A 24,469-nucleotide genomic window follows, 5' to 3' on the forward strand; every position below is an offset into this window, starting at 1 on the left:
ACCCGGCGGATGTCGGGGCCGGCGGGTAGTCTGACCCGGTGATCGTGGAGCAGCTGGGACTAACGGACTTCCGCAATTACGCGGCCGCCGACGTCTCCCTCTCTACGGGGGCCAACCTCTTCGTCGGGCGGAACGGACAGGGCAAGACGAACCTCGTCGAGGCGGTCGCCTACCTCGCGACACTGGGGTCGCATCGTGTCTCGAGCGACGCCCCCATGGTGCGCGACGGTGCGGATGCCGCGATCGTCCGTGCGCGGCTGGCACACGGTGACCGCAGTGTGCTGCTCGAACTGCAGCTGAACCGGCAGGGGTCGAACAAGGCGCGTGTCAACGGCGTCAATGTGCGCACGGCAGAGCTGCCGCGGTACGCCCAGGTGGTGCTCTTCGCGCCTGAAGACCTGCAGATCGTGCGTGGCGATCCCTCCGCGCGACGACGCTTCGCCGATCAGCTGATCGTTCAGCGGTCGCCGCGTCTCGCGGGCGTTCTCGCCGATTACGACCGGGTGCTCCGCCAACGCACGGCTCTGCTGAAGTCCGCGCGGGCCCGCGGGGTCCGGGGCGACGCCCTCGGCACCCTCGACGTGTGGGACGACAAGCTCGTCGCCCTCGGCACCGAGGTGATCGAGGCGCGTCTGGCGCTGGCATCCGATCTGTCCTCTCCCGTGGCCGAGGCGTACACGGCTATCGCCGGAGCCGACCACGACCCCCGTCTGCGCTGGGCGCTGTCGGTGGTCGGGGGCGACCCCGAGGAGGGCGACGCGATCGCGGGGGCGGGAGCTGCCGGTTCGCTGGCGGAGCAGTTCCGTTCGGCACTGGCCGCGCGGCGGTCGATGGAGCTCGAGCGCGGGCTGACCCTCGTCGGTCCGCACCGCGACGACCTCGTGCTCGAGGTCCGCGGGCTGCCGGTCAAGGGGTACGCCTCGCACGGTGAGTCGTGGTCGGTCGCGCTGGCGCTGCGGCTGGCATCCGCCGAGCTGCTTCGCGCCGAGTCGCGGCTCGGCGACCCCGTCCTGATCCTGGATGACGTCTTCGCCGAGCTCGATGCCGGCCGTCGCACGCGCCTGGCCGAGCTCGCGGCCGGATACGAACAGGTCATCGTCACGTCCGCGGTCGAGGAGGACGTGCCCGAGGGGCTCCGTGCGCACGTCGTTCGCGTCGAGGCCGGACGCATCAAGGATGCCGATGAGTGACGAGTCCGAACTGCCCGAGACGATGGCGACGTATCTGCGTCTGCGCGGGCTCGAGCCGTCGCCCTACCGCAAGAAGAAGCGCCGGCGCCGGGCCGATGACGGCGACAACGCCCCCTTCGCTCCCGGACGCGACCCCCGCGGGCTGGGCGACGTCCTGTCGGCGCTCACCCATTCCGCGGGGTGGGAGCCGCAGCTCGCGCGCGAAGACCTCGTCCGCACGTGGCACGACGTCGCCGGCGCCGACACCGCTGCGCACACGCGTCCGGTGGCCCTGGATGCCGGGATGCTGACGGTCCAGGCCGACTCGACGGCGTGGGCGAAACAGCTGCAACTGATGCGCGCGCACATCCTGTCGGAGATCATTCGTCGCTTCCCGGAGGCGGGGGTCGAATCGATCCGCTTCATCGGGCCGGACGTCCCCTCGTGGAAATGGGGGACGAGAGCCGTTCCAGGCCGCGGCCCGCGCGATACCTACGGCTAGGCCATGGTCGGGGTCGGTTCGCTCCGATTTCTCCCCTCCTAGGGGCGTACACACCGTGTTGGGAGACCCCACGCGGTAAGATGGAGGTTCCGACGAATCGATCTGGAGCTCGCGAAGTCATGACGTCCGAAAACCCCGACAACGTTTCCGAGGAACCCGAAACGACCAGCACGAAGGTTCCCAACGAGTACGGGGCAGACGCCATCCAGGTGCTCGAAGGTCTCGAGGCCGTACGCAAGCGTCCCGGCATGTACATCGGTTCGACCGGCGAGCGGGGCCTTCACCACCTCGTGCAAGAGATCGTCGACAACTCCGTCGACGAGGCCCTCGCCGGCTACTGCGACACCATCGATGTCACGATCCTCTCCGACGGCGCGGTGCGCGTGATCGACAACGGTCGCGGCATCCCTGTCGACATGCACCGGACCGAGGGCAAGTCGACCGTCGAGGTCGTTCTCACCGTTCTGCACGCGGGCGGAAAGTTCGGCGGCGGCGGATACGCCGTCTCGGGCGGTCTGCACGGCGTCGGTTCGTCGGTCGTCAACGCTCTGTCGACGCGCCTCGAGGTCGAGGTCAAGCGCCAGGGTCATGTGTGGCGTCAGTCGTTCCGCAACGGCGGTGTTCCGCTGGCCCCCCTGGAAAAGGGCGAGGCCAGCGACGAGACCGGTACGTCGATCACGTTCTGGCCGGATGCCACGATCTTCGACACCGTCGACTTCGATTACGACACGCTGCGTACCCGCTTCCAGCAGATGGCGTTCCTCAACAAGGGCCTGCGCATCAGCCTCCGTGACGAGCGTCCGCAGGCCGTGGTGACCGAGGGCGAGCCCGGTGAAGAGGTCACCGCGGGGCGCCACGACACGTTCCTCTACGAGCGCGGTCTCGTCGACTACGTCGAGCACCTGAACCGTGTCCGGAAGGCGGACGTCGTCAACGACGAGGTCATCGAGGTCGAATCCGAGGACACCGACCGCAAGATCGCCCTCGAGCTGGCGATGCAGTGGACCACGGCCTACACCGAGAACGTCTTCACCTACGCCAACACCATCAACACCCACGAGGGCGGGACTCACGAAGAAGGGTTCCGCGCGGCGCTGACCACGCAGGTCAACCGCTACGCGCGGGCCAACAACCTCCTGAAGGAGAAGGACGACAACCTCACCGGTGAGGACATCCGCGAGGGCCTCACCGCCGTCATCTCCGTCAAGCTCTCGGAGCCGCAGTTCGAGGGTCAGACCAAGACCAAGCTCGGCAACACCGAAGCGCGCGCGTTCGTGCAGAAGGTCGTCGGCGACAAGCTCGGCGACTGGTTCGACCGCAACCCGGCGCAGGCGAAGAACATCATCCGCAAGGCGATCGATGCCGCCACCGCTCGTCTCGCCGCGCGCAAGGCCCGCGAGACCGCGCGCCGGAAGAGCGTCTTCGAGTCCGCAGCGATGCCCGACAAGCTCAAGGACTGCACGTCGAAAGACCCGTCGATCAGTGAGATCTTCCTCGTCGAGGGTGACTCGGCCGGCGGCTCGGCGGTGCAGGGGCGCGACCCGCACACGCAGGCGATCCTGGCGCTGCGCGGCAAAATCCTGAACGTCGAGCGCGCACGCCTCGACCGCGCGCTCGGCAACAAAGAAGTCCAGGCGATGATCCAGGCGTTCGGCACGGGCATCGGCGAGGACTTCGACATGGCCAAGGCCCGCTATCACAAGATCGTCCTGATGGCGGATGCCGATGTCGACGGTCAGCACATCACGACCCTCCTGCTGACCCTGCTCTTCCGCTACATGCGTGGTCTCATCGAGGCGGGTTTCGTCTACCTCGCGCAGCCGCCGCTGTACCGCTTGAAGTGGTCGAACCACCCGCACGAGTACGCCTACAGCGACCGCGAGCGGGATGCGCTCCTGGTCGAGGGGCAGGCCGCCGGCCGTCGCATTCCCAAGGACAACGGCATCCAGCGCTACAAGGGTCTGGGCGAGATGAACGACCACGAGCTCTGGGAGACCACGATGGACCCCCAGACCCGCACGCTCCGGCAGGTCACCATCGACGACGCCGCCTCGGCCGACGAGATCTTCTCCGTGTTGATGGGAGAAGACGTCGAATCGCGTCGCAGCTTCATCCAGCGCAACGCCAAAGACGTCCGCTTCCTCGACATCTGATCCGGTCGACTCGATACGAAACTGAGATTCCATGGCTGACGACATCACTCCCGAGCCCGCTGACGCGCGCGAGGAAGCCGCCCACAACCACGGCAAGATCGACCAGGTCGACCTGCAGCTCGAGATGCAGCGGAGCTACCTCGACTACGCGATGAGCGTGATCGTCGGGCGTGCGCTGCCCGACGTGCGCGACGGCCTCAAGCCCGTGCACCGCCGCGTCATCTACGGCATGTACGACGGCGGATTCCGTCCCGACAAGTCGTTCTCGAAGTGCGCCCGCGTCGTCGGCGAGGTCATGGGGCACTACCACCCGCACGGTGACGCGCCCATCTACGACGCCCTGGTGCGTCTGGTGCAGCCGTGGTCGCTGCGGTACCCGCTCGCGCTCGGTCAGGGCAACTTCGGTTCGCCGGGCAACCAGGGTGCGGCGGCACCGCGATACACCGAGACCAAGATGGCTCCGCTCGCGCTCGAGATGGTGCGCGACATCGAAGAGGAGACCGTCGACTTCGAGGACAACTACGACGGTCAGACGCAGGAGCCGACGGTCCTGCCGGCGCGATTCCCGAATTTGCTCGTCAACGGTTCGGTCGGTATCGCCGTCGGCATGGCGACCAACATCCCGCCGCACAACCTTCGCGAGGTCGCTGCCGGTGCGCTGTGGGCGCTCGAGCACCCGGATGCCAGCCGCGAGGAGCTCCTCGAGGCGCTCATGGAGCGCATCCCCGGCCCCGACTTCCCCACGCACGCGCAGATCCTCGGCACGCGCGGCATCAAGGACGCGTACCGCACCGGTCGTGGCTCGATCACGATGCGCGCGGTGGTCAACATCGAAGAGATCCAGGGCCGCACGTGCCTCGTGATCACCGAGCTGCCGTACCAGGTCAACCCCGACAACGTGGCCGTGAAGATCGGTGACCTCGCTCGCGAGGGCAAGATCACCGGTATCGCCGACATCCGCGACGAGACCTCTGGGCGTACCGGTCAGCGTCTGGTGATCGTGCTCAAGCGCGACGCCGTCGCCAAGGTCGTGCTGAACAACCTGTACAAGCACACGCAGCTGCAGGAGAACTTCGGCGCCAACATGCTGGCGATCGTCGACGGCGTGCCGCGCACCCTGTCGCTCGACGGTTTCATCAGCCTATGGATCGATCACCAGATCGAGGTCATCGTCCGCCGCACGCGGTACCGCCTGCGCAAGGCCGAAGAGCGCATGCACATCCTGCGCGGGTACCTCAAGGCGCTCGACGCGCTCGACGAGGTCATCGCGCTCATCCGCCGTTCCCCGACGGCCCAGGATGCCAACGAGGGTCTGCAGAAGCTCCTCGACATCGACGACATCCAGGCGCAGGCCATCCTCGACATGCAGCTGCGCCGGCTCGCCGCTCTCGAACGACAGAAGATCGTCGACGAGGCCACCGAGCTCGAGGCGCGCATCGCGGACTACAACGACATCCTCGCCACGCCGGGACGTCAGCGCACGATCATCCGCGACGAGCTCACCGCCATCGTCGACCGTTTCGGCGACGACCGTCGCACCGAGATCCTGCACGGCTTCGACGGCGACGTCTCGGTGGAAGACCTCATCGCCGAGGAAGAGATGGTCGTCACCGTCACGCGCGACGGCTACATCAAGCGCACGCGCAGCGACAATTACCGCTCGCAGCACCGCGGCGGCAAGGGGGTCAAGGGCGCGCAGCTGCGCGCCGACGACGTCGTCGAGCACTTCTTCGTCACCACGACGCATCACTGGCTGCTGTTCTTCACGAACAAGGGTCGTGTCTATCGCTCGAAGGCCTACGAGGTCCCCGAGGCGGGACGGGATGCCAAGGGCCAGCACGTCGCGAACCTCCTCGCTCTGCAGCCCGATGAAGAGATCGCGCAGATCCTCGACATCCGCGACTACAACGTGGCGACCTACCTCGTGCTCGCGACGCGAGCGGGCCTGGTGAAGAAGACGCGTCTCACCGAGTACGACACCAACCGCCAGGGCGGTGTCATTGCGATCAAGCTCCGCGGCCAGGCCTCCGACGACGAGGGCGAGGCCGAGCAGGGCGCCGCCGACGAGCTCGTCAGCGCGCTGCTGGTCGACGAGGGCGACGACATCCTCCTGATTAGCCGGCTGGGTATGTCCCTGCGCTTCTCCGCCACCGATAGCGCGCTGCGCCCGATGGGCCGCTCGACGTCGGGTGTGAAGGGCATGGACTTCCGCGCCGGCGACAGCCTGCTCTCGGCATCCGTCGCCAAGGACGACGAGTTCGTCTTCATCGTCACCGAGGGCGGCTACGCCAAACGCACCTCCGTGACCGAGTACCGCATGCAGAACCGCGGCGGATTGGGCATCAAGGTGGCGCGCCTGACCGAGGATCGCGGGGTTCTCGCGGGCGGGCTGATGGTGTCGGAGGGCGACGAGGTCCTTGTGGTTCTTGCCAGCGGCAAGGTGGTACGCTCCTCCGTGGCCGAGGTGCCGGCCAAGGGACGCGACACGATGGGTGTCGTGTTCGCCCGCGCTGGAGGCGATGACCGGATCATCGCCATCGCGAGGAACACCGAGCGGAACCTGGCTGAGACGGCGGAAACGCCCGATCCGGCGGTGCCCGATGCAGCCGAGATCGCCTCCGCTTCCGAGACCCCCGAGGAAAGTACTGACGCATGAGCACGGTAGCCGACAAGCTCGCCAAGAAGTCGACTCATAAGGCCCCTGCCAAGCAGGTGCGCCTGCGCCTGGTGTACATCGACTTCTGGTCGGCCGTGAAGCTGTCCTTCCTGGCGGCGGTGGCCATCGCCATCGTGACCGTCGTGTCCTACTTCCTGGTGTACCTCGTCGTGAGCGCGACGGGCCTCATCGGCAAGGCTGACGAGTTCTTCGCGAGCTTCACCGACGGCAGCGCCACGCTCTCGCAGTACGTGGGGCTCCCGCAGGTGATGGCGTTCGCGGCGATCGTCGCCATCCTCAACCTGGTCGTCGTGACCGTGATGGGAGCCGTCGTCGCGGGCATCTACAACCTCGCGGTAAAGGTCACGGGCGGTCTGCTCGTGGGCTTCACCTCGAACTGACGTCGATTCGGAAAAACCTCGGGATTCAGGTAAAGTCTTCGAGGTTGACGACGTTACGTCAGCGAGACGGGGCTATAGCTCAGGCGGTTAGAGCGCTTCACTGATAATGAAGAGGTCCCAGGTTCAAGTCCTGGTAGCCCCACCCGTTCCCTCTCGGGGCCTTAGCTCAGCTGGTAGAGCGCCTGCTTTGCAAGCAGGATGTCAGGAGTTCGAATCTCCTAGGCTCCACATTCCGAAAGAGTCGGCCCCGGCCGGCTCTTTCTCTTTTCTCCCTCCGATGTCGCGTCGCGCTGGCTAGGGTGATCGCAATGGACATGCGAGTCGCCGCCTACGCCGTCATCACCGACGCCGACGACCGTGTCCTGCTCGCCCACTGGGTCGAGGGTCGGCGCGCCGCGTGGACGCTGCCCGGCGGCGGTCTCGAAGAGGGGGAGGACCCCGAGCACGCGGTTCGCCGAGAGGTGCGCGAAGAGACCGGGTTCCGTGTCACCGTCGACGGGCTCCTCGGCATCCATTCCCGTGTGATTCCCGCGCACGCGCGTCTGGCGGAGGATGCCACCGAACCTCTGCACGCGCTGCGTATCGTCTATCGCGCGCGCGTCGTCGGCGGACGCCTCCGGAACGAGATCGACGGATCGACCGACCGCGCGGAGTGGTTCAGTCTTGCGAAGACCCGCACGCTGCGGCGTGTGCAACTCGTCGACATCGCATTCCGCATGGCGGGCCTGCACGGGCCCCGATGACCGCTCAGTCGCGCGGAGCGGTGATGTCGGCCACGGTGGCGTCGTACGCCCGGATGAGGTCGTCGGCGTCGACGAACAGGCTGTAGCCGTGCGCACCCGCGCCCATCGCGATGCGGCGCCCCACGATGCTCTCGTCGGCGTACACGGGCCACGCGGTGGTGCTGCCGATCGGGACGATCGTGCCGCGCTCGTAGCCGGTGGCCGCCAGTGCCAGCTCCGGCTCGGGCAGACGCAGCTTGTTCACGCCGACCAGCGCGCGGAGCTTGGGCCACGAGATCACGCGATCACCGGGGACGAGCGCGAACAGGAACGTGTCGTCCGCCCTCTTCACCACGAGCGTCTTGACGATGTCGTCGGGGAGGATGCCGAGTAGCTTGGCCGCCTCTTCCAGCGAGGTCGCGGCGGGCCGTTCCCGCACATCGACAGAGAGGCCGCGCTCTCGCGCGGCCTCTCGAACTCTCCTGGTGGGGTCGCTCACGCGTCGGGAGCACGGAGCGGGTCGTCGGCCACCCACAGCTCATCGTCGGCGCGAAGCGTCTGCCACGCGGCGTAGGCGACACCGGCAGCGGCCACGACGCCGAGGAGGATGGCGATGACACCACCGGCGCCCATGCCGCTCTTCTGCTTCGGCAGCTTGGCGGCGAGGTTCTTCGTCGCCTTCTTGCCGTACTTCTCGGCGCGCTTGGCGTACTTGTGGGTGTCGAGCTCGAACCCGCGCCCCTTCGCCAGTCGATCACGCGTGTCGCCCGCGGCATCCCATACGGACATCGCGCCACCCACGACGGCACCGGCCGCCGGGATGACCTTGCCGCTGAGGAAGCGGTTGGCGTAGGTCACGCTCTTGCCGACGTACGGTGCGGCGTACTTGTCGTATCCGTCGTGCACGGCGGGCACGAGGTCTTCGCGGCTGAAGCGACCGAGCTGGCGACCGGCTTCGCGGGCCACCTTTCCGCTCTCGCCCAGCAGAACCTGCTGAGACTCCCACACCTTCGCGGCGTGCTTCTGGAGCTTGCGCAGTTCCTTCTTGCTCTTGCGGCTGAGGCCCACGGCTTCATCCTCCCTGTCGATGGGATGTACGCGATTCATCTTGCCAGAACGGGGCTCGGGGTCCGCGGACCCTTGCAGATAACTCTGAGAGAATGTAGCCATGGCTTCCCACACCGCCGTTGCGACTCTGCACACCAACCACGGCGACATCGTCGTCAACCTGTTCGGCGACCACGCGCCCCGAACCGTCCGGAACTTCGTCGGTCTCGCCGACGGCACCCAGGAATGGACCAACCCGGCCACGGGCGCCAAGGGCGAGGGTCCGCTCTACTCGAACGTCGTGTTCCACCGCATCATCCCCGGCTTCATGATCCAGGGCGGCGACCCGCTCGGCCAGGGCATCGGCGGACCCGGCTACACGTTCAACGACGAGATCCACCCCGAGCTCGACTTCTCGGCACCCTACAAGCTCGCGATGGCGAACGCCGGTCTGCGCCGCAACGCCATCACCGGGCAGCCCGAGGGCACCAACGGCTCGCAGTTCTTCATCACTACCGACCCCACCCCGTGGCTGCAGGGCAAGCACACGATCTTCGGCGAGGTCGCCGACGAAGCCTCGAAGAAGGTCGTCGACGCGATCAGCAAGGTGCCCACCGCCGCCGGAGACCGCCCCGTCGAGCCCGTCGTGCTCGAGTCGGTCGACGTCGTCGCCGTCTGACCCTCGGCGGCGGCGGGTGTCTACGACCGAGGAGTTCCGTCGCAACAGCGACAACTTCTGCTACCGGCATCCCGACCGGCAGAGCTTCGTGCTGTGCCAGAGGTGCCTGCGCACGGTATGCCCCGAGTGTCGGACCCCCGCCGCCGTCGGCGTCATCTGCCCCGAGTGCATGGCCCAGCAACGGGCTGCTGCCACACCCGCGCAGAAGAAGGCGCAGCGCCGCTGGGCGCGATCCCGTCCCGTGGCCGTGGTCGCCGACGGTCGACCCACGGCCACCCTGGCGATCATCGCGATCACGGGCCTGGCGTACATCATCGGACTCATCCCGGGCGTCGGCGGTCTCCTCACGAACGCTCTGGCGTTCTCGCCGCTGTACCTCGTCCCGCAGTTCGGCCCCATCGAACCCTGGCGCCTGTTCACCGCGGCGCTCGTGCACTCCGGCTTCTTCCACGTCGGCCTGAACATGCTCGTCCTGTGGTTCCTGGGCCGAAACCTCGAGCCCCTGCTGGGGCGCGGACGATTCGTCATCCTCTATCTCTTGGGCGCCCTCGGCGGATCCGTCGCGGTTGCCCTTCTCGCGCCGACCACTTTCGTGGTCGGAGCTTCGGGGGCGATCTTCGCGCTGTTCGGCGCACTGCTGGTCATCGGCCGGCACATCGGTGCGGACATCCGGGTCATCGCGGTCCTCATCGGCATCAACTTCGCGTGGCCGTTCGTCGTGGCCTTCATCACGTCGCTGGGGAGCGGGTCGTTCGTCACCGCGCTGAACAACATCGGCGTCTCATGGCAGGCGCACCTGGGCGGCCTCGTGGTCGGCGCCGTCGTGGGGCTGATCTACGCCCGGACGCGGTCCACCCGCCAGCGGGGGCTTCAGACAGGGCTGCTGATCGCGCTCACCGTGGCGCTGATAGCACTGCTCGTCGTACCCGCGGTGGTCTACTTCTGAAAGTTATCCACAGGATCATCCACAGGTGGGGATGAATTACACGTGTGTAAGTCGGTGGACCTCAGCGCCAGCGCGTGGTCATGAGGAAGCCCACGAAGGCGATGCCGAAACCGATCACGAGGTTCCAGGCACCGATGCCCGGAATCGGGAACTGCGAGCTGCTCAGGTAGAAGACGAGCACCCACACCAAGCCGACGAGCATGAGACCGATCATGATCGGCAGGAACCACACGGGGTTCGGCGCGGATCCGTTCTCGTTGCGCTCAGCGATCGGGTCTTCGCCGTTGCCAGTACGTGCCATGCCGGTCAGTCTAACGGCCAGGTCGCCGTGCGCCCACGGAAGTAGAATCGGCTCGTGTCGACGGTTGAGCTTCCCCCCACGCGCCGCAGCTCCCGGCGACGTGTTTCCCGTCGCCCACGCGTGACGGTGCTCGGTGTGCTCGGTGATCTGCTGCTCACCGGGGGTGTCGTCGTGCTTCTGTTCGTGGGGTGGCAGCTCTGGATCGGCGACGCCATCATCGGCGCGCAGTTCAAGAGCGAAGCCGACGCCCTCACCCGCGAATGGGCGGAGGCGCCGGCGCCATCCGTCCCCACTCCGGATGCCGTCGAGACGACACCGTCTGAGCCGCCGATCCTTGCGCAGCCAGGAAACGGTGAGGTTTTCGGCGTCGTGCACATTCCTCGTCTCGGACCCGATTACCAGTTCCGTGTGGCCGGTGGGGTCAGCGCCTCCGTCACGCTCGACCCGATCGGAATCGGCCACTACCCCGACACGGCGATGCCCGGTCAGCAGGGCAACTTCGCCATCGCCGGGCACCGCGGCGGACATGGCGCGCCTTTCGCCGACCTCCCGGCGCTGCGCATCGGAGACGCCGTCGTGGTGGAGACCTCCGACGGGTGGTACACCTACCGCTTCCGCAACCTCGAGTACGTCCGCCCGGATGGTGTCGGTGTGCTGCTGCCCGTCCCGCAGGTCCCGGATGTCCAGGCGACCGACCGGGTCATCACGATGACCACGTGCAGTCCCCGCTACGGGAACACCGAACGCGCCATCGCGTACGGTGTGTTCGAGTCCTATACTCCCCGCGCGGACGGTCCGCCCGCGTCCCTGACCCTCGGAGCCGCCTGATGTACGGAGCCCTGTGGCGCGTGCTGCCCGGACCCTGGTGGGTTCGGCTCTTCATCGTGCTCGTGCTGGTCGCGGCCGTGCTCTACGGTCTCTTCTTCTTCGTGTTCCCGTGGGTCAGCGGCGTGCTTTATCCACAGGAAGTCACCGTCGAGTGAGCTTCCGCGTCGCCGTCGTCGACAACCGCGACAGCTTCGTCCACATCCTCGCCGGATACCTCGCCGATCTCGGCGCCGAGGTCGTTCAACGACCGGCGCAGGGCCTCGATGTCACCGGGATCCTCGCGGATGCCGACGCCGTGCTCGTCTCGCCCGGCCCGGGCCACCCCGTCGATGCCGGTGCATCGATCGCGATGGTCCGCGCGGCCGGGGAACGTGGCATCCCCCTGCTCGGGGTGTGCCTCGGTCACCAAGCCCTCGCGGTCGCCTTCGGTGCTCGGGTGACCCGCGCCCCCGAGCTGTTGCACGGCATCACCAGCCGCATCCACCACGACGGGCGCGGAGTCTTCGCCGGTCTCGCGGACGGTTTCACCGCGACGCGCTACCACTCTCTCGCCGTGGACCCAGACTCCCTGCCCGACGAGCTCGTCGTGACCGCGCGCAGCGAGTCCGGTGTGATCATGGGCATCGCTCACCGCACCGCGCCGCTGACCGGCGTGCAGTTCCATCCGGAGAGCGTCCTCACCGACGCCGGTCACGCGCTGCTCGGCACCTGGCTCGAGGATGCCGGCTTGCCCGGCGCGGCGGCTGCGGGAAGGACGTTCCGTCCGCGTCGAGGTCAGGAGCCGGTGCAGTAGGTCAGCGTGATCTCGCTGTGGATGGGCACCTCGCCCGGGGCGAGCGACTGCGTGGTCACGAGCGCGGGGGTGGTTGCAGGGCACCCGGGGTCTTCCTGCGTCCGCACCGTGAGCTGCTTGTCCTCGGCCTCGAGTTCACGCTGAGCGACCTCGACGGGATAGTCCGCGTAGTTCACGATCACGACGGTGCCGCTGGCGACGACGAGGTTGACGGTGGTGCCCTTGGCGACCTCGGTTCCGGATGCCACGCTCCCCGACATCACCACGCCCGAGGCGAGTGCGGGGTCGGGTTTACGCTGCACGAACCCGAGCGAGAGACCCGCCTCCTCGAGCGCGGACCGCGCCTCGGACTCGGTGATTCCCTCGAGGTTCGGTACTTCGGCGGTGTCCGCGCCGGTGGAGACGTACACCGTGACCTCTTGCCCGGCCGCCACGGTCGTGTCGGCACTCGGCGTGGTGCGCACGACGTTCCCGGCCGCGATCGAGTCGTTCGCCTCGTCGACACGCTTGGCGAAGAGATCCTGTTCCTCCAGGGCGGTGACGGCGTCGTCGTACGACATGTCGACCACATCCGGCACGGTGCGACCGGCCGTGGGAACCGTGCTCGACGGTTGGATCTGCACGACCCACAGCAGCACCGAGACGAGGAGCACCGCGAGGATGGCGACACCCGCCCAGATCCACGCGACTGGCGGACCCGGCTGGGTGCGCCGCATGGTGGTGTCCGTGCTGAGCTGCCGCAGCGAACGCGCCGTCTCGGCGGCCTGGCGGGGATTCGGTCCGTACAGCTCGTTCGACAGGGCCGACATCTGGCGCTTGGTCGGCTCCTTCCCCGAGACCGTGGCATCCAGGTCTTCCCGGAAGCCGGCGGCGTCCTGGGGACGCTGGAACGGATCCTTCGCGAGAGCACGGAGGACGACCGCGTCGAGGGCGCGGGGGACGCTCTCGTTGAGCTCGCTCGGGGGAAGCGGAGCCTCGCTGACGTGCTGGTAGGCGACGGCGACCGGGGTGTCGCCGCGGAAGGGCGGACGGCCGGTCAGGAGCTCGTACAGGACGACGCCGGTGGAGTAGAGGTCGGCGCGCGCGTCGACGGACTCACCCTTTGCCTGTTCGGGCGAGAAGTACGCGGCGGTGCCGACGATTGCGGTCGTCTCGGCCACCGTCGACGACGAGTCCGACACGGCGCGGGCGATGCCGAAATCCATCACCTTCACCCGACCGGAGTCGGTGATCATGACGTTGCCCGGCTTGATGTCGCGGTGCACGACTCCTGCGCGGTGCGAGTACTCCAGGGCCTCCAGGATGCCGTCGACGTAGCGCAGGGCGTCATCGATGGGCACGGGGCCGCCCGCGATGACGTCCTTCAGGAGCTTGCCGTGGACGAGCTCCATCACGATGTACGGGACGGGGCGCTCGTGTCCGTCGACGCCGACCTCGACGTCTTCGCCCGCGTCGAACACCCTCACGATCGTGGGGTGCGCCATGCGGGACGCGGCCTGCGCCTCGAGACGGAAGCGCGTGCGGAATGCCGCATCGCCGGCGAGGTCGGCCTTGAGGATCTTGATCGCCACCGTGCGCCCGAGGGTCTGGTCATAGCCGCGGTAGACGCTGGCCATGCCGCCGCGACCGATGAGATCGTCGACGCGATAGCGCCCGGAAAGGACGCGCGTCTCAGTGGTCACGGTGAAAGCTCCTGCGGATGTCGGGGGGATCTGATGCGGCGATCAGTTGCTGGCGCTGGGGTTGGGCGACGGGGTGTTTCCTCCCGTGATCGACGCGGATGCCTCACCCGAGGGGCCGGCCGTGCGGTCGGTTCCCGAGCAGCTGACCGTGTACGTCACACGGAGGCTCTGGCCGACGGAGTTGTTCACCTGCAGCTCGGCGTTGCGCGCGTCGGGCGCGAACGATGCCGTCGACTGCCCGTTCTCGGTGAACGTGCCGTTGGTGGCCGTGAAGTTGTACGACGAGACATTCCCGGTGCCCGAGGGGCACGTGTACTGCTGCCACGACACCTGGACGGTGTCGCCCGCCGTCACGGAGGACCCGGGGAGGGTGGGCGTGCCGGGGGTCGGAAGCGGCGTTTCTTCCCCGAACACACGGAGCGTGATGATCGTGCCGGCGGGAACGCGGCCGGTCGGGTTGACCGTGTCGACACGGCCCACCTGGTCCGGGGTGGTCGCGGCGTTACCGGTTTCACACTGCGCGCCCAGGTCGTTGTCGCTCAGAATCGCGCTCGCCTCGTCGCACGTCTTGCCTGGGAGGCCCAGCGCGTTGACGTCGACGAGCTGCGAGGTCGGCGTCGGCGAGGACGAGGGGCTCGCGCTTCGCGACGGAGCGGTCGAACTGGGTGCGGCGCTGGTCGGCCCGACATCCGGATCGTTCTGGTTGCTCAGAACGGCGAACAGCGTTCCGCCGAGCACGAGGAGAAGGAGGGCAATGAGCGCGACGAGCGGCCACGTCCAGGGACTGCGCTTCTTCTTCTGAGGCTGCGGGTCCTCCTCGGTGTGCTCCTCCGTCAGGAGCGACGTCGCGGGTGCCGGCATCAGGCGCGTCGCGGCCGATGTCTGACCCGCGGTGAGGAGCTGCGTCGCCTCGTCGGCGATCGCGACGCCCGCCGCGATCGCGGGGACGGCGGCGGCCGCCGCGGTGAGGTCACCACGACGCAGCGCCGTCGCGGCGCGCGAGACGGCCGCGGCCGAGGCCGGGCGGTCCTCGGGCTTCTTGGCGATCATGGCCATGACGAGGTTCTGCACCGGCACGGCCACCGTCGGCGGCAACGGTGCGGGCTGCTCGTTGATCTGTGCCATGGCGATGGCCACCTGCGACTCGCCGGTGAACGGTCGCTTGCCGGCCAGGCACTCGTACGCCACGATGCCGAGCGAGTAGGTGTCGGTCGCGGGCGAGGCCGGGTGACCCGACGCCTGCTCGGGCGACAGGTACTGCACCGTGCCCATGACCTGACCGGTCGCCGTGAGCGGCACCTGGTCGGCGATGCGGGCGATACCGAAGTCGGTGATCTTCACCCGCCCGTCGGGCGTGATGAGCAGGTTGCCGGGCTTGATGTCGCGGTGGACGAGCCCGGCGGCGTGCGCGGCCTGCAGGGCGGCGGCCGTCTGGGCGACGATGTCGAGCGTCTTGTCGGTCGACAGCGAGCCCTCGCGCTCGAGGATGGTCGAAAGCGCCTCACCGGGAACGAGCTCCATCACGAGGAAGGCGCTGCCGTCCTCCTCGCCGTAGTCGAACACGCTCGCGATGCCCTCGTGGTTGACGAGCGCAGCGTGCCGGGCCTCGGCACGGAAGCGCTCGAGGAACCCGGGGTCGCCCATGTACTCGTCTTTGAGGATCTTGATCGCGACGGTACGTCCGATGACGTGGTCGGTCGCTTCCCAGACCTCACCCATCCCGCCGATCGCGATCCGCGAATCCAGCTCGTAGCGTCCTCCGAAGGTCACTCCTTGCGTCGGTCTCATTTGCCCAGCACCGCCTCCATGACCTTCTTCGCTATCGGAGCGGCGATCTCGTTGCCGCTTCCGTTCTGCCCCTGGCCGCCACCGTTCTCCACCACAACAGCGACGGCGACCTTCGGGTCGTCCGCTGGCGCGAAGCCGGTGAACCAGAGAGTGTAGGGACGAGCGTCGTTCTCTGCGGTGCCGGTCTTACCCGCCACCTGGACCCCGTCTATTCTTGCATTCGACGCTGCGCCGTCCTGGACGTTCGCCGTCATCATCGTGACCATCTGGGCCGCGATGTTCGACTCCAGCGCTCGGCCGTACTCGCTGTTCGAGCCCTCTTGACCGACCGACAGGTTGGGTTCGATCACCCGATCGATCATGCGGGGGTTCATCACCACACCGCCGTTGGCGATCCCGGCCGACACCATCGCCATCTGCAGCGGAGTCGCCCGCACCTGGCCCTGGCCGAATCCGCTCAGCGCCGTCTGCGGCGCGTCGAGCGTGGACGGGTAGGTCGACGGGGTCGAGGTCAGCGGCATCGTGAATGCGGAGTTGAAGCCGTACTTCTCGGCCTCTTCGCGGATCGCATCGTCGCCCAGCTCCACCGCGAGCTCGGCGAAGGGGATGTTGCAGCTGAGCCGCAGCGCCGTCGCGAGTGTCACCGTGTCACCGCCGCCGCACGCCCCGCCGCCCGCGTTGCTGACGACGCTTGAGGACTGCGGGAGCGTGTACGACGCCGGGTTCGGGAACGTCGAGTCGGGGGTGTACCGACCGGATGCCAACGCGGCCGAGGCCACGACCAGCTTGAACGTCGAGCCCGGGGGGTTGAGGTTGCCCTCGATCGCGCGGTTGGTGAGCGGCTGTGTGGGGTCGGCGGCGAGCTGGTCGTAGGCGGCGTTCACGGCGTCGGGGTCGTGAGCGGCCAGCGTGTTGGTGTCGAAGCTGGGCTTGGAGACCATGGCGAGGATCCGACCCGTCGACGGCTCGATCGCCACGACGGCGCCCTGCTGGTCGCCGAGGGCGTCCCACGCGGCGCGCTGCACGTCGGCATCCAACGACAGCTCGACGTTCGATCCGCGGGGTACCTGACCGGTCAGGGCGCGGTCGATGCGCGAGAAGAACTGGTTCTCGTCCGAGCCGCTGAGCACGCTGTTCTCGGTCGATTCGATCCGGGTCTTGGCGTCGAGCACCGGGTTCATGTAGCCGGTGACGGGCGCCCACATGGCGGCATCCACGTATTCGCGCTGCCAGCTGTACACGTCGTCCGAGGGGACCGACTGTGCGATCGGGGTGCCGCTGACGATGATCGACCCGCGCTGGATCTCGTACGAGTCGTACAGCGCGCGGCGATTGCCCGGCGTGTTGGCGAGGTTGGCGGCCTGCCCCACCTGGATGACGCTGGTCGAGACGAACAGGGCGAGGAACATCGCCAGCATGACGATGCTGAGGCGTCGGAGCTCTTTGGTCACGGTGCCTCCTCCGGAATGAGCGTGCGGGTGGATGCGGTGGTGGGCATCAGCCGATCACCACCCGGGGGCGGCTGCGCACGGCATCCGAGATGCGCAGGAGGAAGGCGACGATGATCCAGTTCGCCACGAGCGAGGATCCACCGGCCGCGAGGAACGGTGTGGTCAGTCCGGTGAGGGGGATGACGCGGGTCACGCCGCCGACCATGATGAACACCTGCAGCGCGATGGTGAACGAGAACCCGGTCGCGAGGAGCTTCCCGAAGTCGTCCTGACCGGCCAGGCCGATGCGGATGCCACGGCTGGTGAACACCATGTACAGCGCGAGGATCGCGAACAGGCCCACGAGGCCCAGCTCTTCGCCGAGGCTCGGGACGATGTAGTCGCTCTGCGACAGCGGGGTGATGTAGGGACGACCCTGCCCGAGGCCCGTGCCGAACAGCCCGCCGTGCGCGAGGCCGAAGATCCCCTGCGTGAGCTGGTAGCTGCCGCCGTCGGCGTCGATGACGGCCGGGTTGAAGGCGTCGAGCCAGTTGGTGAAGCGGCCGTTGACGTACGGCAGGACACGGGATGCCAGGAACGCCCCGGTCGCGACCAGGACGAGGCCGATGAGCACCCAGCTGGTCTTTCCCGTGGCGACGTACAGCATCGCGACGAACATGCCGAAGATCAGCAAACCCGTCCCGAGGTCGCGCTGCAGCACGATGATGCCGAGCGAGACGAGCCAGATGATCAGCACCGGACCGAGCTCGCGTGCGCGGGGCCACGTCATGAACAGGAAGCGGGTGCCCGTGGAGGTCAGGCTCTCGCGCGTGCGCACGAGGTAGCCGGCGAAGAAGATCGCCAGACAGATCTTCGCCAGCTCGCCCGGCTGGAACGAGACGAAGCCGAGGGACACCCACACGTCGGCGTTCTGCTCGGTGCCGAGTCCGGGGACGAACGGCAGCAGGAGCAGCAGGATGCCGACGAGACCCGACAGGTACGTGTAGCGGAACAGCACGCGGTAGTTGCGGACGAAGATCACCACGGCCAACGCCGCGACCAGAGCGATCGCCGCCCACGCGATCTGGCGGATGGAGGTGGCTTCCCAGCCCTGCAGACCCACCGCGAGGTCGATGCGGTAGATCATCGCAATGCCCAGGCCGGTGAGCACCGTGGCGATGGGGAGCACGAACGGGTCCGCGTCGCGGGCGCGCAGCCGGAGCACGACGTGCATCACGAGGGCGAGGACCGCCGGGACGCTCGCGAGCGCGAGGTAGCCGGGCTCCACGACGCCGTTGACGCCGAGCTGCACGAGCACGATCGCCGAGCCGTAGACGGCGATCGCGAACAGCAGCAGGCCGAGCTCGCGGTTGCGCTGCGTCGCGGGCACGCGGATCTTCTTCAGCGCACGCATCACCGCCGTGTCGGTGGAGACCGCGTCGGATCGGGTCAGCTTCTGATCGGTCATCCGGTGGCCTCCGGGGTGGGACGCAGACGATCCACGATCAGTTCGGCATCCGTGAGCGAGCGGGCCGTGATGGTGGCCTCGACGGTCTGTCGATCGAAGTCCGACAGGTCGGCGAGCACGATGTCGGTGTCCTCGTACACCGACGACAGCGTCAGCGGGCCGAGGGACTGCTGGATGCCGCGGTAGATGACGACCGAGTCGTCGTCGGCCCCGACGTAGTACCGGGTCTGCGTCCAGGTGTAGCCGGCGAACAGGCCGGCGCCGATCGCCGCGAGCACGAGGATGAGTGCGGCGAGCCAGCCCAGACGTCGACGTCGGGCGCGCCGACGGTCTTCTTCGATGAGCTCTTCCAGGAACTCCGCGGCGGGTTCGAAATGCGTCGGCTCGTTGGCCGCCTGGCGGGCGGTGTGCAGCCACGACGATCGCGTGGGGCGCGCGGCGGGGACGACGACACCGGTCGGGTTCGAGGCCGATCCGACGATCGTCGGCGTGCCGATGAACACCGGGTGCTGACCGCCCACGTCGACGATGACGACCGTGACGTTGTCGGGCGCACCCCCGTCGAGCGCTTGCTTCAGCAGCGCATCCGCGGTGCGGGCGGGAGGCATCCCGAGCGCGAGGGCCTTGGTGGTGTGCGCGTCGTCGACGACCCCGGAGAGGCCGTCCGAGCAGAGCAGCCAGCGGTCGCCGTCCTGCGTCGGCATGATGAACGTGTCGACTTCGGGGTCGGGGTCCATGTCGCCAAGGACGCGCATGAGCACGGAGCGCCGGGGGTGGTACCGGGCTTCTTCGGGGGTGATCCGGCCCGAGTCGACCAGACGCTGCACGAAGGTGTGGTCGGTCGTGATCTGGGTCAGGGTGTCGTCGCGGTACAGGTAGACGCGCGAGTCGCCGATGTGGCCGATGACGGCATACTCGTCGACCATGATCACGGCACTGACGGTCGTGCCCATGCCGGCGAGCTCGGGGCGCTGCGCCACGGTGTCGATGAGCTCGGCCGCGGTGTCGGCGAGGGCGTCGCGCAGCGCGTGTTCGGCCGCCGAGGTGCTGGTGAAGGGCTGGTCGAGTTCGGTGAGGCGTGAGATCGCCAGGCTCGAGGCGACGTCACCTCCGGCGTGACCGCCCATACCGTCGGCGACCACGAAGAGGTTGGACCCGGCGTAGCCGGAATCCTGGTTGTTGGAGCGCACCTTTCCCGTGTGGGAGATGGCCGCGCTCGAGCCCTGGAAGACCATGGAGAGGGGTTACTTCCGCAACTCGAAGGTGGTCGCGCCCACCTTGATGGGCGCCCCGACCTTCACCTGGACCGGGGATGCCACCCGCACCCCGTCGTGCGACGTGCCGTTCGTGGAATCGAGGTCTTGCAGCATCCACTGGTCGCCCCACAGCACGAGGCGGGCGTGGTGGCTGGAGGTGTAGTCGTCGCGGATGACCAGACCCGATTCGCTCGAGCGGCCGATCGTCAACGGCTCAGTGCCGAGGGGAAGCTCCAGGCCCGCCTTCGGTCCGCTCGTGATGACGATGCGCGACACGGACGCGGTCGTGGCCAGACCCCCCGCCGGAGACGGCGTGGGCGGGGCGGGGCGCTTGACCTGCGTCGTCACCGCGTTGGGCGACGCCGTGGGTGCCGCGGCAGCGGGAGCGGATGCCGAGGGCTCGGGGAGCTTCCGCACCTTCACGCCGAAGAGGTCGGCGCGCAGCGAATACACGACACCGAACACGAAGAACCACAGCAGCACGAGGAACCCGCCCTGCAGAAGAAGAAGAGTCAGTGGACTCATGACCGGGTCCCCCGCTTCTGAGCGTCGAAAAGCTGTGTCGCGTCGGACGGCGCGGCACGCCGCGGAGCCTGCGCCTGAGCGACGACACGGAAGACGATATCGGTGCGTCCGATGGAAATGGTCGAATCGGGCGGCAGCGCAGCCTCGGAGACCTTGCGGCCGTTGAGTGTCGTGCCGTTCGTCGAGCCGAGGTCGCGGACCATCGCGCGCTCGCCGTCCCACAGGATCTCGACGTGCTTGCGGCTGGTTCCGGCGTCGGGGATCGTGATGTCGGCGTCGCTGCCGCGACCGATCACCGTCCGCGCTTTCGTGAGGGGATGCCGTGTGCCGTTGATGTCGACGACTCCGCGCCACGACACCTGACCCTCGCTGGTCTGCGAGTCCACGCGCAGGGTGCCCGTCGACAGGGACGCGTCGCATTCGATCGAGATCGTGACCGGTCCTGCGAAGGAGTACCCCTGCGTGCGAGCGTGCTTCTTCACGAGCGTGTCGAGCTCGGACACGAGGGTCGAACCGAGCGCGCTCATCTTCTCGTCGTCGGACGGTGACAGGCGCACCGCGAACGAGTTGGGCGCCAGGATGCGGTCGCGCGTGACCACGACGGCCTTCTTGTCGAGCTCACTCCGCAGCGCCGAGGCGATCTCCACCGGCTGGATGCCACTGCGGAAGGTCTTCGCGAACGCACCGTTGACGGCGCGTTCGAGACCCTTCTCGAAACTGTCGAGTAGTCCCACGAGACTCCTTCAGGCAGGCAGACCAGTAGCCACATCGTAGTCAGCACGCCTGGACAGGTCATGGAAGCGCGGCCCGAACACGGTTCGTGGGGCAACCGCGGGCGTGATATTCTCGGGAAGTTGAGTGCGCGGCATCCTTGGATGCCATGACTCGCGCGAGTGGCGGAATAGGTAGACGCGCTGGCTTCAGGTGCCAGTGCCCGCAAGGGCGTGGGGGTTCAAGTCCCCCCTCGCGCACAGATGGCGGTCTTGATCTTTTCTCAGGCCCGTTCTTCAAGAGACAACACACGAAGCCGGTCAGGACCGAAAATCCTGACCGGCTTCGTCGTTTCTGTCCTCGCCGTGCGCGCAACTGCCATTTGGGGTGAACGCGTTGACGCCGACCGTGACGGCGGCCGCGGTCATTCCAGGAACCAACTACGCCGCTTGCTCGCTTCACCTTCCAAGGCAGCGCCGAGCTCGAGAGCAAGTGTGTCCTGCGACCCACTGAAGTCGAACTTGCGCTCAGCGATCGCCGCGAGGCGGACGTCCCGATCAGCTTCGTCGGGGTACACCACTGGTGCGGTACCCGTTATCGCCGCATAGGCGCTGGCGAGAAGTGCGTACCAGTCGCCTTCGAAGGTTCGCTCGGGCGTACGCCCGTGCACGATATCGGTCGCGTACTCGGGGGCGATGTAATGCACGAGCCCGCCACCGAAGGGGGTGGCGGGGGCGCCGGAGACGCCAAAGTCGATGAGAGTCGGCCCCTCTTCCGCGAAGCGAATGTGGGTCGGCTGCAGGTCCCCGTGCACGAGGCCGCGTGCGTGCAGCCTGTCGAGCTCGAGCGCAATGAGCCTCAGATCGTCTCGGCGGCCAACGTCTGTGGCGTCGGCGTCGGCCCATCGGCTATTGAGGCTGGGTCCGTTCTGCCACTCCAGCGCGAGCACGGCGTTCAGATCGGTGTAGACGAATGCCTTCACACGCTGCGTGTACCGACGGCCGAGCCTGTTGAGCGAGGCGAACTCGGTCGCCACCTCCCGAGTTTCACCAGTGGGGGAGACCTTGATGAGCGTATGCATGCCGTCGACGCATGTCAGGCGGATGACGAAGCCGGACCGAGACGACAGCACACGCGCTGAAGCCCCGACGAAGTCTTTGTCGCGAGATAGCACGACCATTGCCGCTTCAACGGACGCTGCCTGCTCGGCGGACAGATCAGGCCAGTTGATGGAAGTGAGGAGGGGGGTGTTCATAGAACGCCTTGCCTTCTATTCGTCGGGTGGTTTCGCGCAGAGCCTGCCGCCAACCATCTTGATCGGGATACGCGCGGTTCCGGCCTTCCACGGTAGGAAGGTCAGATGGACAAGGTCGCCCGCCCGAGCGTCGTCACGATCATGCGCTCGCCGCTGTTCGCCGTGGTCGTCTTCTTCGCCACCGTGGTGCAGGTGTGCAGCGATCCCGTGCTGGCCGTCACGAGCGGCACGGGGGAGTGGGCGCACAGCCTGTCACCCCAGGTGGTCATCGCGCTCGTGGCGCTGATCTGTCTCGCGCAGGCGGTCTGCGTCTCCGCCCTGGCACCACGGCCGGTGTTCGCGATGCTCGGTGCGCTCGGCTGCTACCTCGCGGTCGCCGTCGTCCTGGGCGTGCCGACGTGGGCGACGCCCATGCAGCTCGTCGTCGCGATCGCGATGTTCGCCGTGGGGAGCGCGCACACGATTCCGGTCGCCGCGACATGGGCGGCCGTCGGGGTCGGCGCCGGGTGGGCGTCCCTGGGGGCGTGGGCGGCCGGTCTCGGCGTCCCGCCCGGAGCGATCATCGGCTTCCTCCTGACCGAGGGCGTGTCGCTGGCATCCCTGTCCTTCGCCGGTGTCGCGCTCGGTCTGCTGTGGGCGGCGCTCGAACGACGCACGGAGCGGGCGCGGCAGCACGCGCTGGACCTGCAGGCGCAACAGGCGGAAGCGATCGAGGCGTCGCGCACGGCCGAACGCGGCCGGATCGCGCAGGAGCTGCACGACGTCGCCGGTCAGCATCTGGCCGGACTGGTCTCGCTGTGCGACGCGTCCACCGATCTCGCGCCCGCGCACCCTCAGCAGGCGCTCCAGCTCATCGACGAGGTCCGCGCCGAGGGGCGGTATGCCGCGGCCAGCCTCTACGGCGCCCTCGGTGACCTCCGCGCGGTCGAAGCCACGGCGCACGCGCCGACGCCCGACCTGCGCAACCTCGACGAACTCCTCTCCTTCTGGCGGGAGCGCGGCATGGATGTCGTCGCGACGACCGAAGGGGATGCCGAGCTCCCGCCGGCCGTGGTCTCGACGACCGCGTACCGCGCGATCCAGGAGGCGCTCTCGAACGCCGCCAAGCATGCCCCGGGCGCTCCCGTCCGCGTGCACCTCGCGATCGATCCGGGACGCGTGCATGCGACCGTCGAGAACGGTGCTTCGCGCCGTGCGCGTGACTCCGAGAGTGGTCTCGGACTGGGCTGGGGGTTGGATAACCTGCGCCAGAGGCTCGCCCTCGTCGACGGAGCGCTCCACGCCGCCTCCGACGACGCAGACGGATGGCGAGTGGGGGTGGACATCCCGCTCCCGAGGACGACGGAGGCCGTACGTGACTGACAGTGATCCCATCCGGGTGCTCATCGCCGACGACAACCGTCCGTTCCGACGCGGCGTCCGACTGCGGTTGGAGCACGCGGACGGCATCACCGTCGTCGGCGAGGCCGCGACCGGGAGGGACGCCGTCCGAGGCGCGCTCGCGGAGCACGCCGACGTCGTGTTGATGGATCTCGAGATGCCGGAGATGAACGGCATCGACGCCACGCGCGCCGTCGTCGGGGAGTCTGGCGGAGCGACGCGCGTCATCGCCCTCACCAGTCATGGTGAGGATCAGCTGGTCATGAGCGCCCTGGGGAACGGAGCGTCCGGATACCTTCTGAAGACCCACGACAGCTCCCAGCTCGTCGAGGCGATCCGCGCCGCGCACCGCGGCGACGCGCTCATGTCCTCCCGCGTGACGCGGTCGGTGCTCACCGATATCGCGCAACGTCGCCTGTCCGACGACGACCGCGCGAAGGTGGCATCCCTCAGTCCCGCCGAGGCCCGCGTCGTGCATTTCCTCAGCGACGGCATCACCTCGAACGAGCAGCTCGCGGACGCGCTCGTTGTGTCCGTGAACACGGTTCGCAGCCACATCCAGTCGTCCATGCGCAAGGTGGGTGCTGCCGACCGGACGCAGCTCGCGCTGTGGGGCGTGCGCGTGCGCGCCGAGCTCGCGTCTCATCCGAATGGACGAATCTGAGCCTGATCCTTTCCCTCGTCGCATGGATCGGCCGCGAGCAAAGAACGGCCGGTTGATCGGCTGAATCGCGGCGTTTCGTCGTTCGTGAGCGTGCGCGTCCTCCGTCCGGCCGA

The 24,469-nt window shown here is 67.9% G+C and carries 24 protein-coding genes and 3 tRNA genes; 16 read left to right on the forward strand and 11 right to left on the reverse strand.

Features of this window, described 5'->3' with window-relative positions; translation table 11 throughout:
- The first annotated feature begins 38 nt into the window (after window positions 1–38).
- From recF to MHY30_RS07955, 8 genes are all read left to right on the forward strand, one after another.
- Window positions 39–1,190, forward strand: coding sequence for a DNA replication/repair protein RecF (recF, locus tag MHY30_RS07920; RefSeq protein ID WP_239276328.1), 1,152 nt, complete (start codon window positions 39–41; stop codon window positions 1,188–1,190).
- Entirely contained in the window at window positions 1,183–1,671 is a 489-nt protein-coding gene (locus MHY30_RS07925) for a DUF721 domain-containing protein (RefSeq protein ID WP_239276329.1), read from the forward strand. Before recF ends, MHY30_RS07925 begins: the two co-directional genes overlap by 8 nt.
- Window positions 1,672–1,790: 119 nt before the next feature.
- On the forward strand, window positions 1,791–3,824 hold the full coding sequence (gyrB, locus tag MHY30_RS07930; protein WP_239276330.1) for a DNA topoisomerase (ATP-hydrolyzing) subunit B: 2,034 nt from the start codon (window positions 1,791–1,793) through the stop codon (window positions 3,822–3,824).
- Window positions 3,825–3,855: 31 nt separating this feature from the next.
- Window positions 3,856–6,480: a DNA gyrase subunit A gene (gene gyrA, locus MHY30_RS07935; RefSeq protein WP_239276331.1), complete on the forward strand. Its 2,625-nt coding sequence runs from the start codon at window positions 3,856–3,858 to the stop codon at window positions 6,478–6,480.
- Window positions 6,477–6,881: a DUF3566 domain-containing protein gene (locus MHY30_RS07940; RefSeq protein ID WP_239276332.1), complete on the forward strand. Its 405-nt coding sequence runs from the start codon at window positions 6,477–6,479 to the stop codon at window positions 6,879–6,881. Before gyrA ends, MHY30_RS07940 begins: the two co-directional genes overlap by 4 nt.
- A gap of 68 nt (window positions 6,882–6,949) precedes the next feature.
- Window positions 6,950–7,023 (forward strand) — tRNA-Ile (locus MHY30_RS07945).
- Window positions 7,024–7,036: 13 nt separating this feature from the next.
- Window positions 7,037–7,109, forward strand: a tRNA-Ala gene (locus MHY30_RS07950).
- A gap of 80 nt (window positions 7,110–7,189) precedes the next feature.
- A complete protein-coding gene (locus MHY30_RS07955; RefSeq protein WP_239276334.1) occupies window positions 7,190–7,624 on the forward strand; it encodes an NUDIX hydrolase in 435 nt (144 codons plus the stop codon).
- A 4-nt stretch (window positions 7,625–7,628) separates the two neighbouring features.
- Here MHY30_RS07955 and MHY30_RS07960 read toward each other — a convergent pair whose 3' ends face one another.
- Complete coding sequence (locus MHY30_RS07960; protein ID WP_239276335.1) at window positions 7,629–8,102, reverse strand: aminoacyl-tRNA deacylase; 474 nt, start codon at window positions 8,100–8,102, stop codon at window positions 7,629–7,631.
- On the reverse strand, window positions 8,099–8,671 hold the full coding sequence (locus MHY30_RS07965; RefSeq protein ID WP_239276336.1) for a DNA helicase: 573 nt from the start codon (window positions 8,669–8,671) through the stop codon (window positions 8,099–8,101). The genes MHY30_RS07960 and MHY30_RS07965 overlap by 4 nt, the downstream gene beginning before the upstream one ends.
- Window positions 8,672–8,771: 100 nt before the next feature.
- Here MHY30_RS07965 and MHY30_RS07970 point away from each other — a divergent pair, with 100 nt between their 5' ends.
- Together MHY30_RS07970 and MHY30_RS07975 are read left to right on the forward strand one after the other, a co-directional pair.
- Window positions 8,772–9,329 carry a peptidylprolyl isomerase gene (locus MHY30_RS07970; protein ID WP_239276337.1) on the forward strand — a complete coding sequence of 186 codons (558 nt, stop codon included), beginning with the start codon at window positions 8,772–8,774 and terminating at the stop codon, window positions 9,327–9,329.
- A 16-nt stretch (window positions 9,330–9,345) separates the two neighbouring features.
- Complete coding sequence (locus tag MHY30_RS07975) at window positions 9,346–10,275, forward strand: rhomboid family intramembrane serine protease (RefSeq protein WP_239276338.1); 930 nt, start codon at window positions 9,346–9,348, stop codon at window positions 10,273–10,275.
- Window positions 10,276–10,336: 61 nt separating this feature from the next.
- Here MHY30_RS07975 and MHY30_RS07980 read toward each other — a convergent pair whose 3' ends face one another.
- The gene (locus tag MHY30_RS07980) at window positions 10,337–10,576 is read right to left on the reverse strand and encodes a cell division protein CrgA (protein ID WP_239276339.1); all 240 of its coding nucleotides are present in this window, start codon (window positions 10,574–10,576) and stop codon (window positions 10,337–10,339) included.
- A gap of 54 nt (window positions 10,577–10,630) precedes the next feature.
- Here MHY30_RS07980 and MHY30_RS07985 point away from each other — a divergent pair, with 54 nt between their 5' ends.
- The 3 genes from MHY30_RS07985 to MHY30_RS07995 are packed head-to-tail and all read left to right on the forward strand — an operon-like array spanning window position 10,631 to window position 12,197.
- Window positions 10,631–11,404 carry a class E sortase gene (locus MHY30_RS07985; RefSeq protein ID WP_239276340.1) on the forward strand — a complete coding sequence of 258 codons (774 nt, stop codon included), beginning with the start codon at window positions 10,631–10,633 and terminating at the stop codon, window positions 11,402–11,404.
- Entirely contained in the window at window positions 11,404–11,559 is a 156-nt protein-coding gene (locus MHY30_RS07990) for a hypothetical protein (RefSeq protein ID WP_239276341.1), read from the forward strand. The genes MHY30_RS07985 and MHY30_RS07990 overlap by 1 nt, the downstream gene beginning before the upstream one ends.
- Entirely contained in the window at window positions 11,556–12,197 is a 642-nt protein-coding gene (locus MHY30_RS07995; protein ID WP_239276342.1) for a gamma-glutamyl-gamma-aminobutyrate hydrolase family protein, read from the forward strand. Before MHY30_RS07990 ends, MHY30_RS07995 begins: the two co-directional genes overlap by 4 nt.
- Here MHY30_RS07995 and pknB read toward each other — a convergent pair.
- The 7 genes from pknB to MHY30_RS08030 are packed head-to-tail and all read right to left on the reverse strand — an operon-like array spanning window position 12,179 to window position 21,080.
- Window positions 12,179–13,879 carry a Stk1 family PASTA domain-containing Ser/Thr kinase gene (gene pknB, locus MHY30_RS08000; protein ID WP_239276343.1) on the reverse strand — a complete coding sequence of 567 codons (1,701 nt, stop codon included), beginning with the start codon at window positions 13,877–13,879 and terminating at the stop codon, window positions 12,179–12,181. The genes MHY30_RS07995 and pknB overlap by 19 nt on opposite strands.
- A 42-nt stretch (window positions 13,880–13,921) precedes the next feature.
- The gene (locus MHY30_RS08005) at window positions 13,922–15,667 is read right to left on the reverse strand and encodes a serine/threonine-protein kinase (protein WP_239276344.1); all 1,746 of its coding nucleotides are present in this window, start codon (window positions 15,665–15,667) and stop codon (window positions 13,922–13,924) included.
- Window positions 15,664–17,118, reverse strand: a complete 1,455-nt coding sequence (locus MHY30_RS08010) for a penicillin-binding protein 2 (RefSeq protein ID WP_239276345.1) — start codon at window positions 17,116–17,118, stop codon at window positions 15,664–15,666. Before MHY30_RS08010 ends, MHY30_RS08005 begins: the two co-directional genes overlap by 4 nt.
- Before the next feature lie 46 nt (window positions 17,119–17,164).
- A complete protein-coding gene (locus MHY30_RS08015) occupies window positions 17,165–18,565 on the reverse strand; it encodes an FtsW/RodA/SpoVE family cell cycle protein (protein ID WP_239276346.1) in 1,401 nt (466 codons plus the stop codon).
- Window positions 18,562–19,800: a PP2C family serine/threonine-protein phosphatase gene (locus MHY30_RS08020; RefSeq protein WP_239276347.1), complete on the reverse strand. Its 1,239-nt coding sequence runs from the start codon at window positions 19,798–19,800 to the stop codon at window positions 18,562–18,564. The genes MHY30_RS08015 and MHY30_RS08020 overlap by 4 nt, the downstream gene beginning before the upstream one ends.
- A gap of 9 nt (window positions 19,801–19,809) precedes the next feature.
- Window positions 19,810–20,346: an FHA domain-containing protein gene (locus MHY30_RS08025; protein ID WP_239276348.1), complete on the reverse strand. Its 537-nt coding sequence runs from the start codon at window positions 20,344–20,346 to the stop codon at window positions 19,810–19,812.
- Window positions 20,343–21,080: a DUF3662 and FHA domain-containing protein gene (locus MHY30_RS08030; protein WP_239276349.1), complete on the reverse strand. Its 738-nt coding sequence runs from the start codon at window positions 21,078–21,080 to the stop codon at window positions 20,343–20,345. The genes MHY30_RS08025 and MHY30_RS08030 overlap by 4 nt, the downstream gene beginning before the upstream one ends.
- A gap of 153 nt (window positions 21,081–21,233) precedes the next feature.
- Here MHY30_RS08030 and MHY30_RS08035 point away from each other — a divergent pair.
- Window positions 21,234–21,317: transfer RNA gene (locus MHY30_RS08035), tRNA-Leu, on the forward strand.
- Window positions 21,318–21,481: 164 nt separating this feature from the next.
- Here MHY30_RS08035 and MHY30_RS08040 read toward each other — a convergent pair.
- Window positions 21,482–22,312: a hypothetical protein gene (locus MHY30_RS08040; RefSeq protein WP_239276350.1), complete on the reverse strand. Its 831-nt coding sequence runs from the start codon at window positions 22,310–22,312 to the stop codon at window positions 21,482–21,484.
- 105 nt (window positions 22,313–22,417) lie between these two features.
- Between MHY30_RS08040 and MHY30_RS08045 the strand changes: the two genes are divergently transcribed.
- Window positions 22,418–23,674, forward strand: coding sequence for a histidine kinase (locus MHY30_RS08045; protein WP_239276351.1), 1,257 nt, complete (start codon window positions 22,418–22,420; stop codon window positions 23,672–23,674).
- Complete coding sequence (locus MHY30_RS15330; protein ID WP_239276352.1) at window positions 23,667–24,356, forward strand: response regulator transcription factor; 690 nt, start codon at window positions 23,667–23,669, stop codon at window positions 24,354–24,356. The genes MHY30_RS08045 and MHY30_RS15330 overlap by 8 nt, the downstream gene beginning before the upstream one ends.
- Window positions 24,357–24,469 lie beyond the last annotated feature (113 nt).

Origin of the sequence: Microbacterium sp. ACRRU, from assembly GCF_022346945.1 — a bacterium.
GTDB classification, from domain to species: Bacteria; Actinomycetota; Actinomycetes; order Actinomycetales; family Microbacteriaceae; genus Microbacterium; species Microbacterium mcarthurae.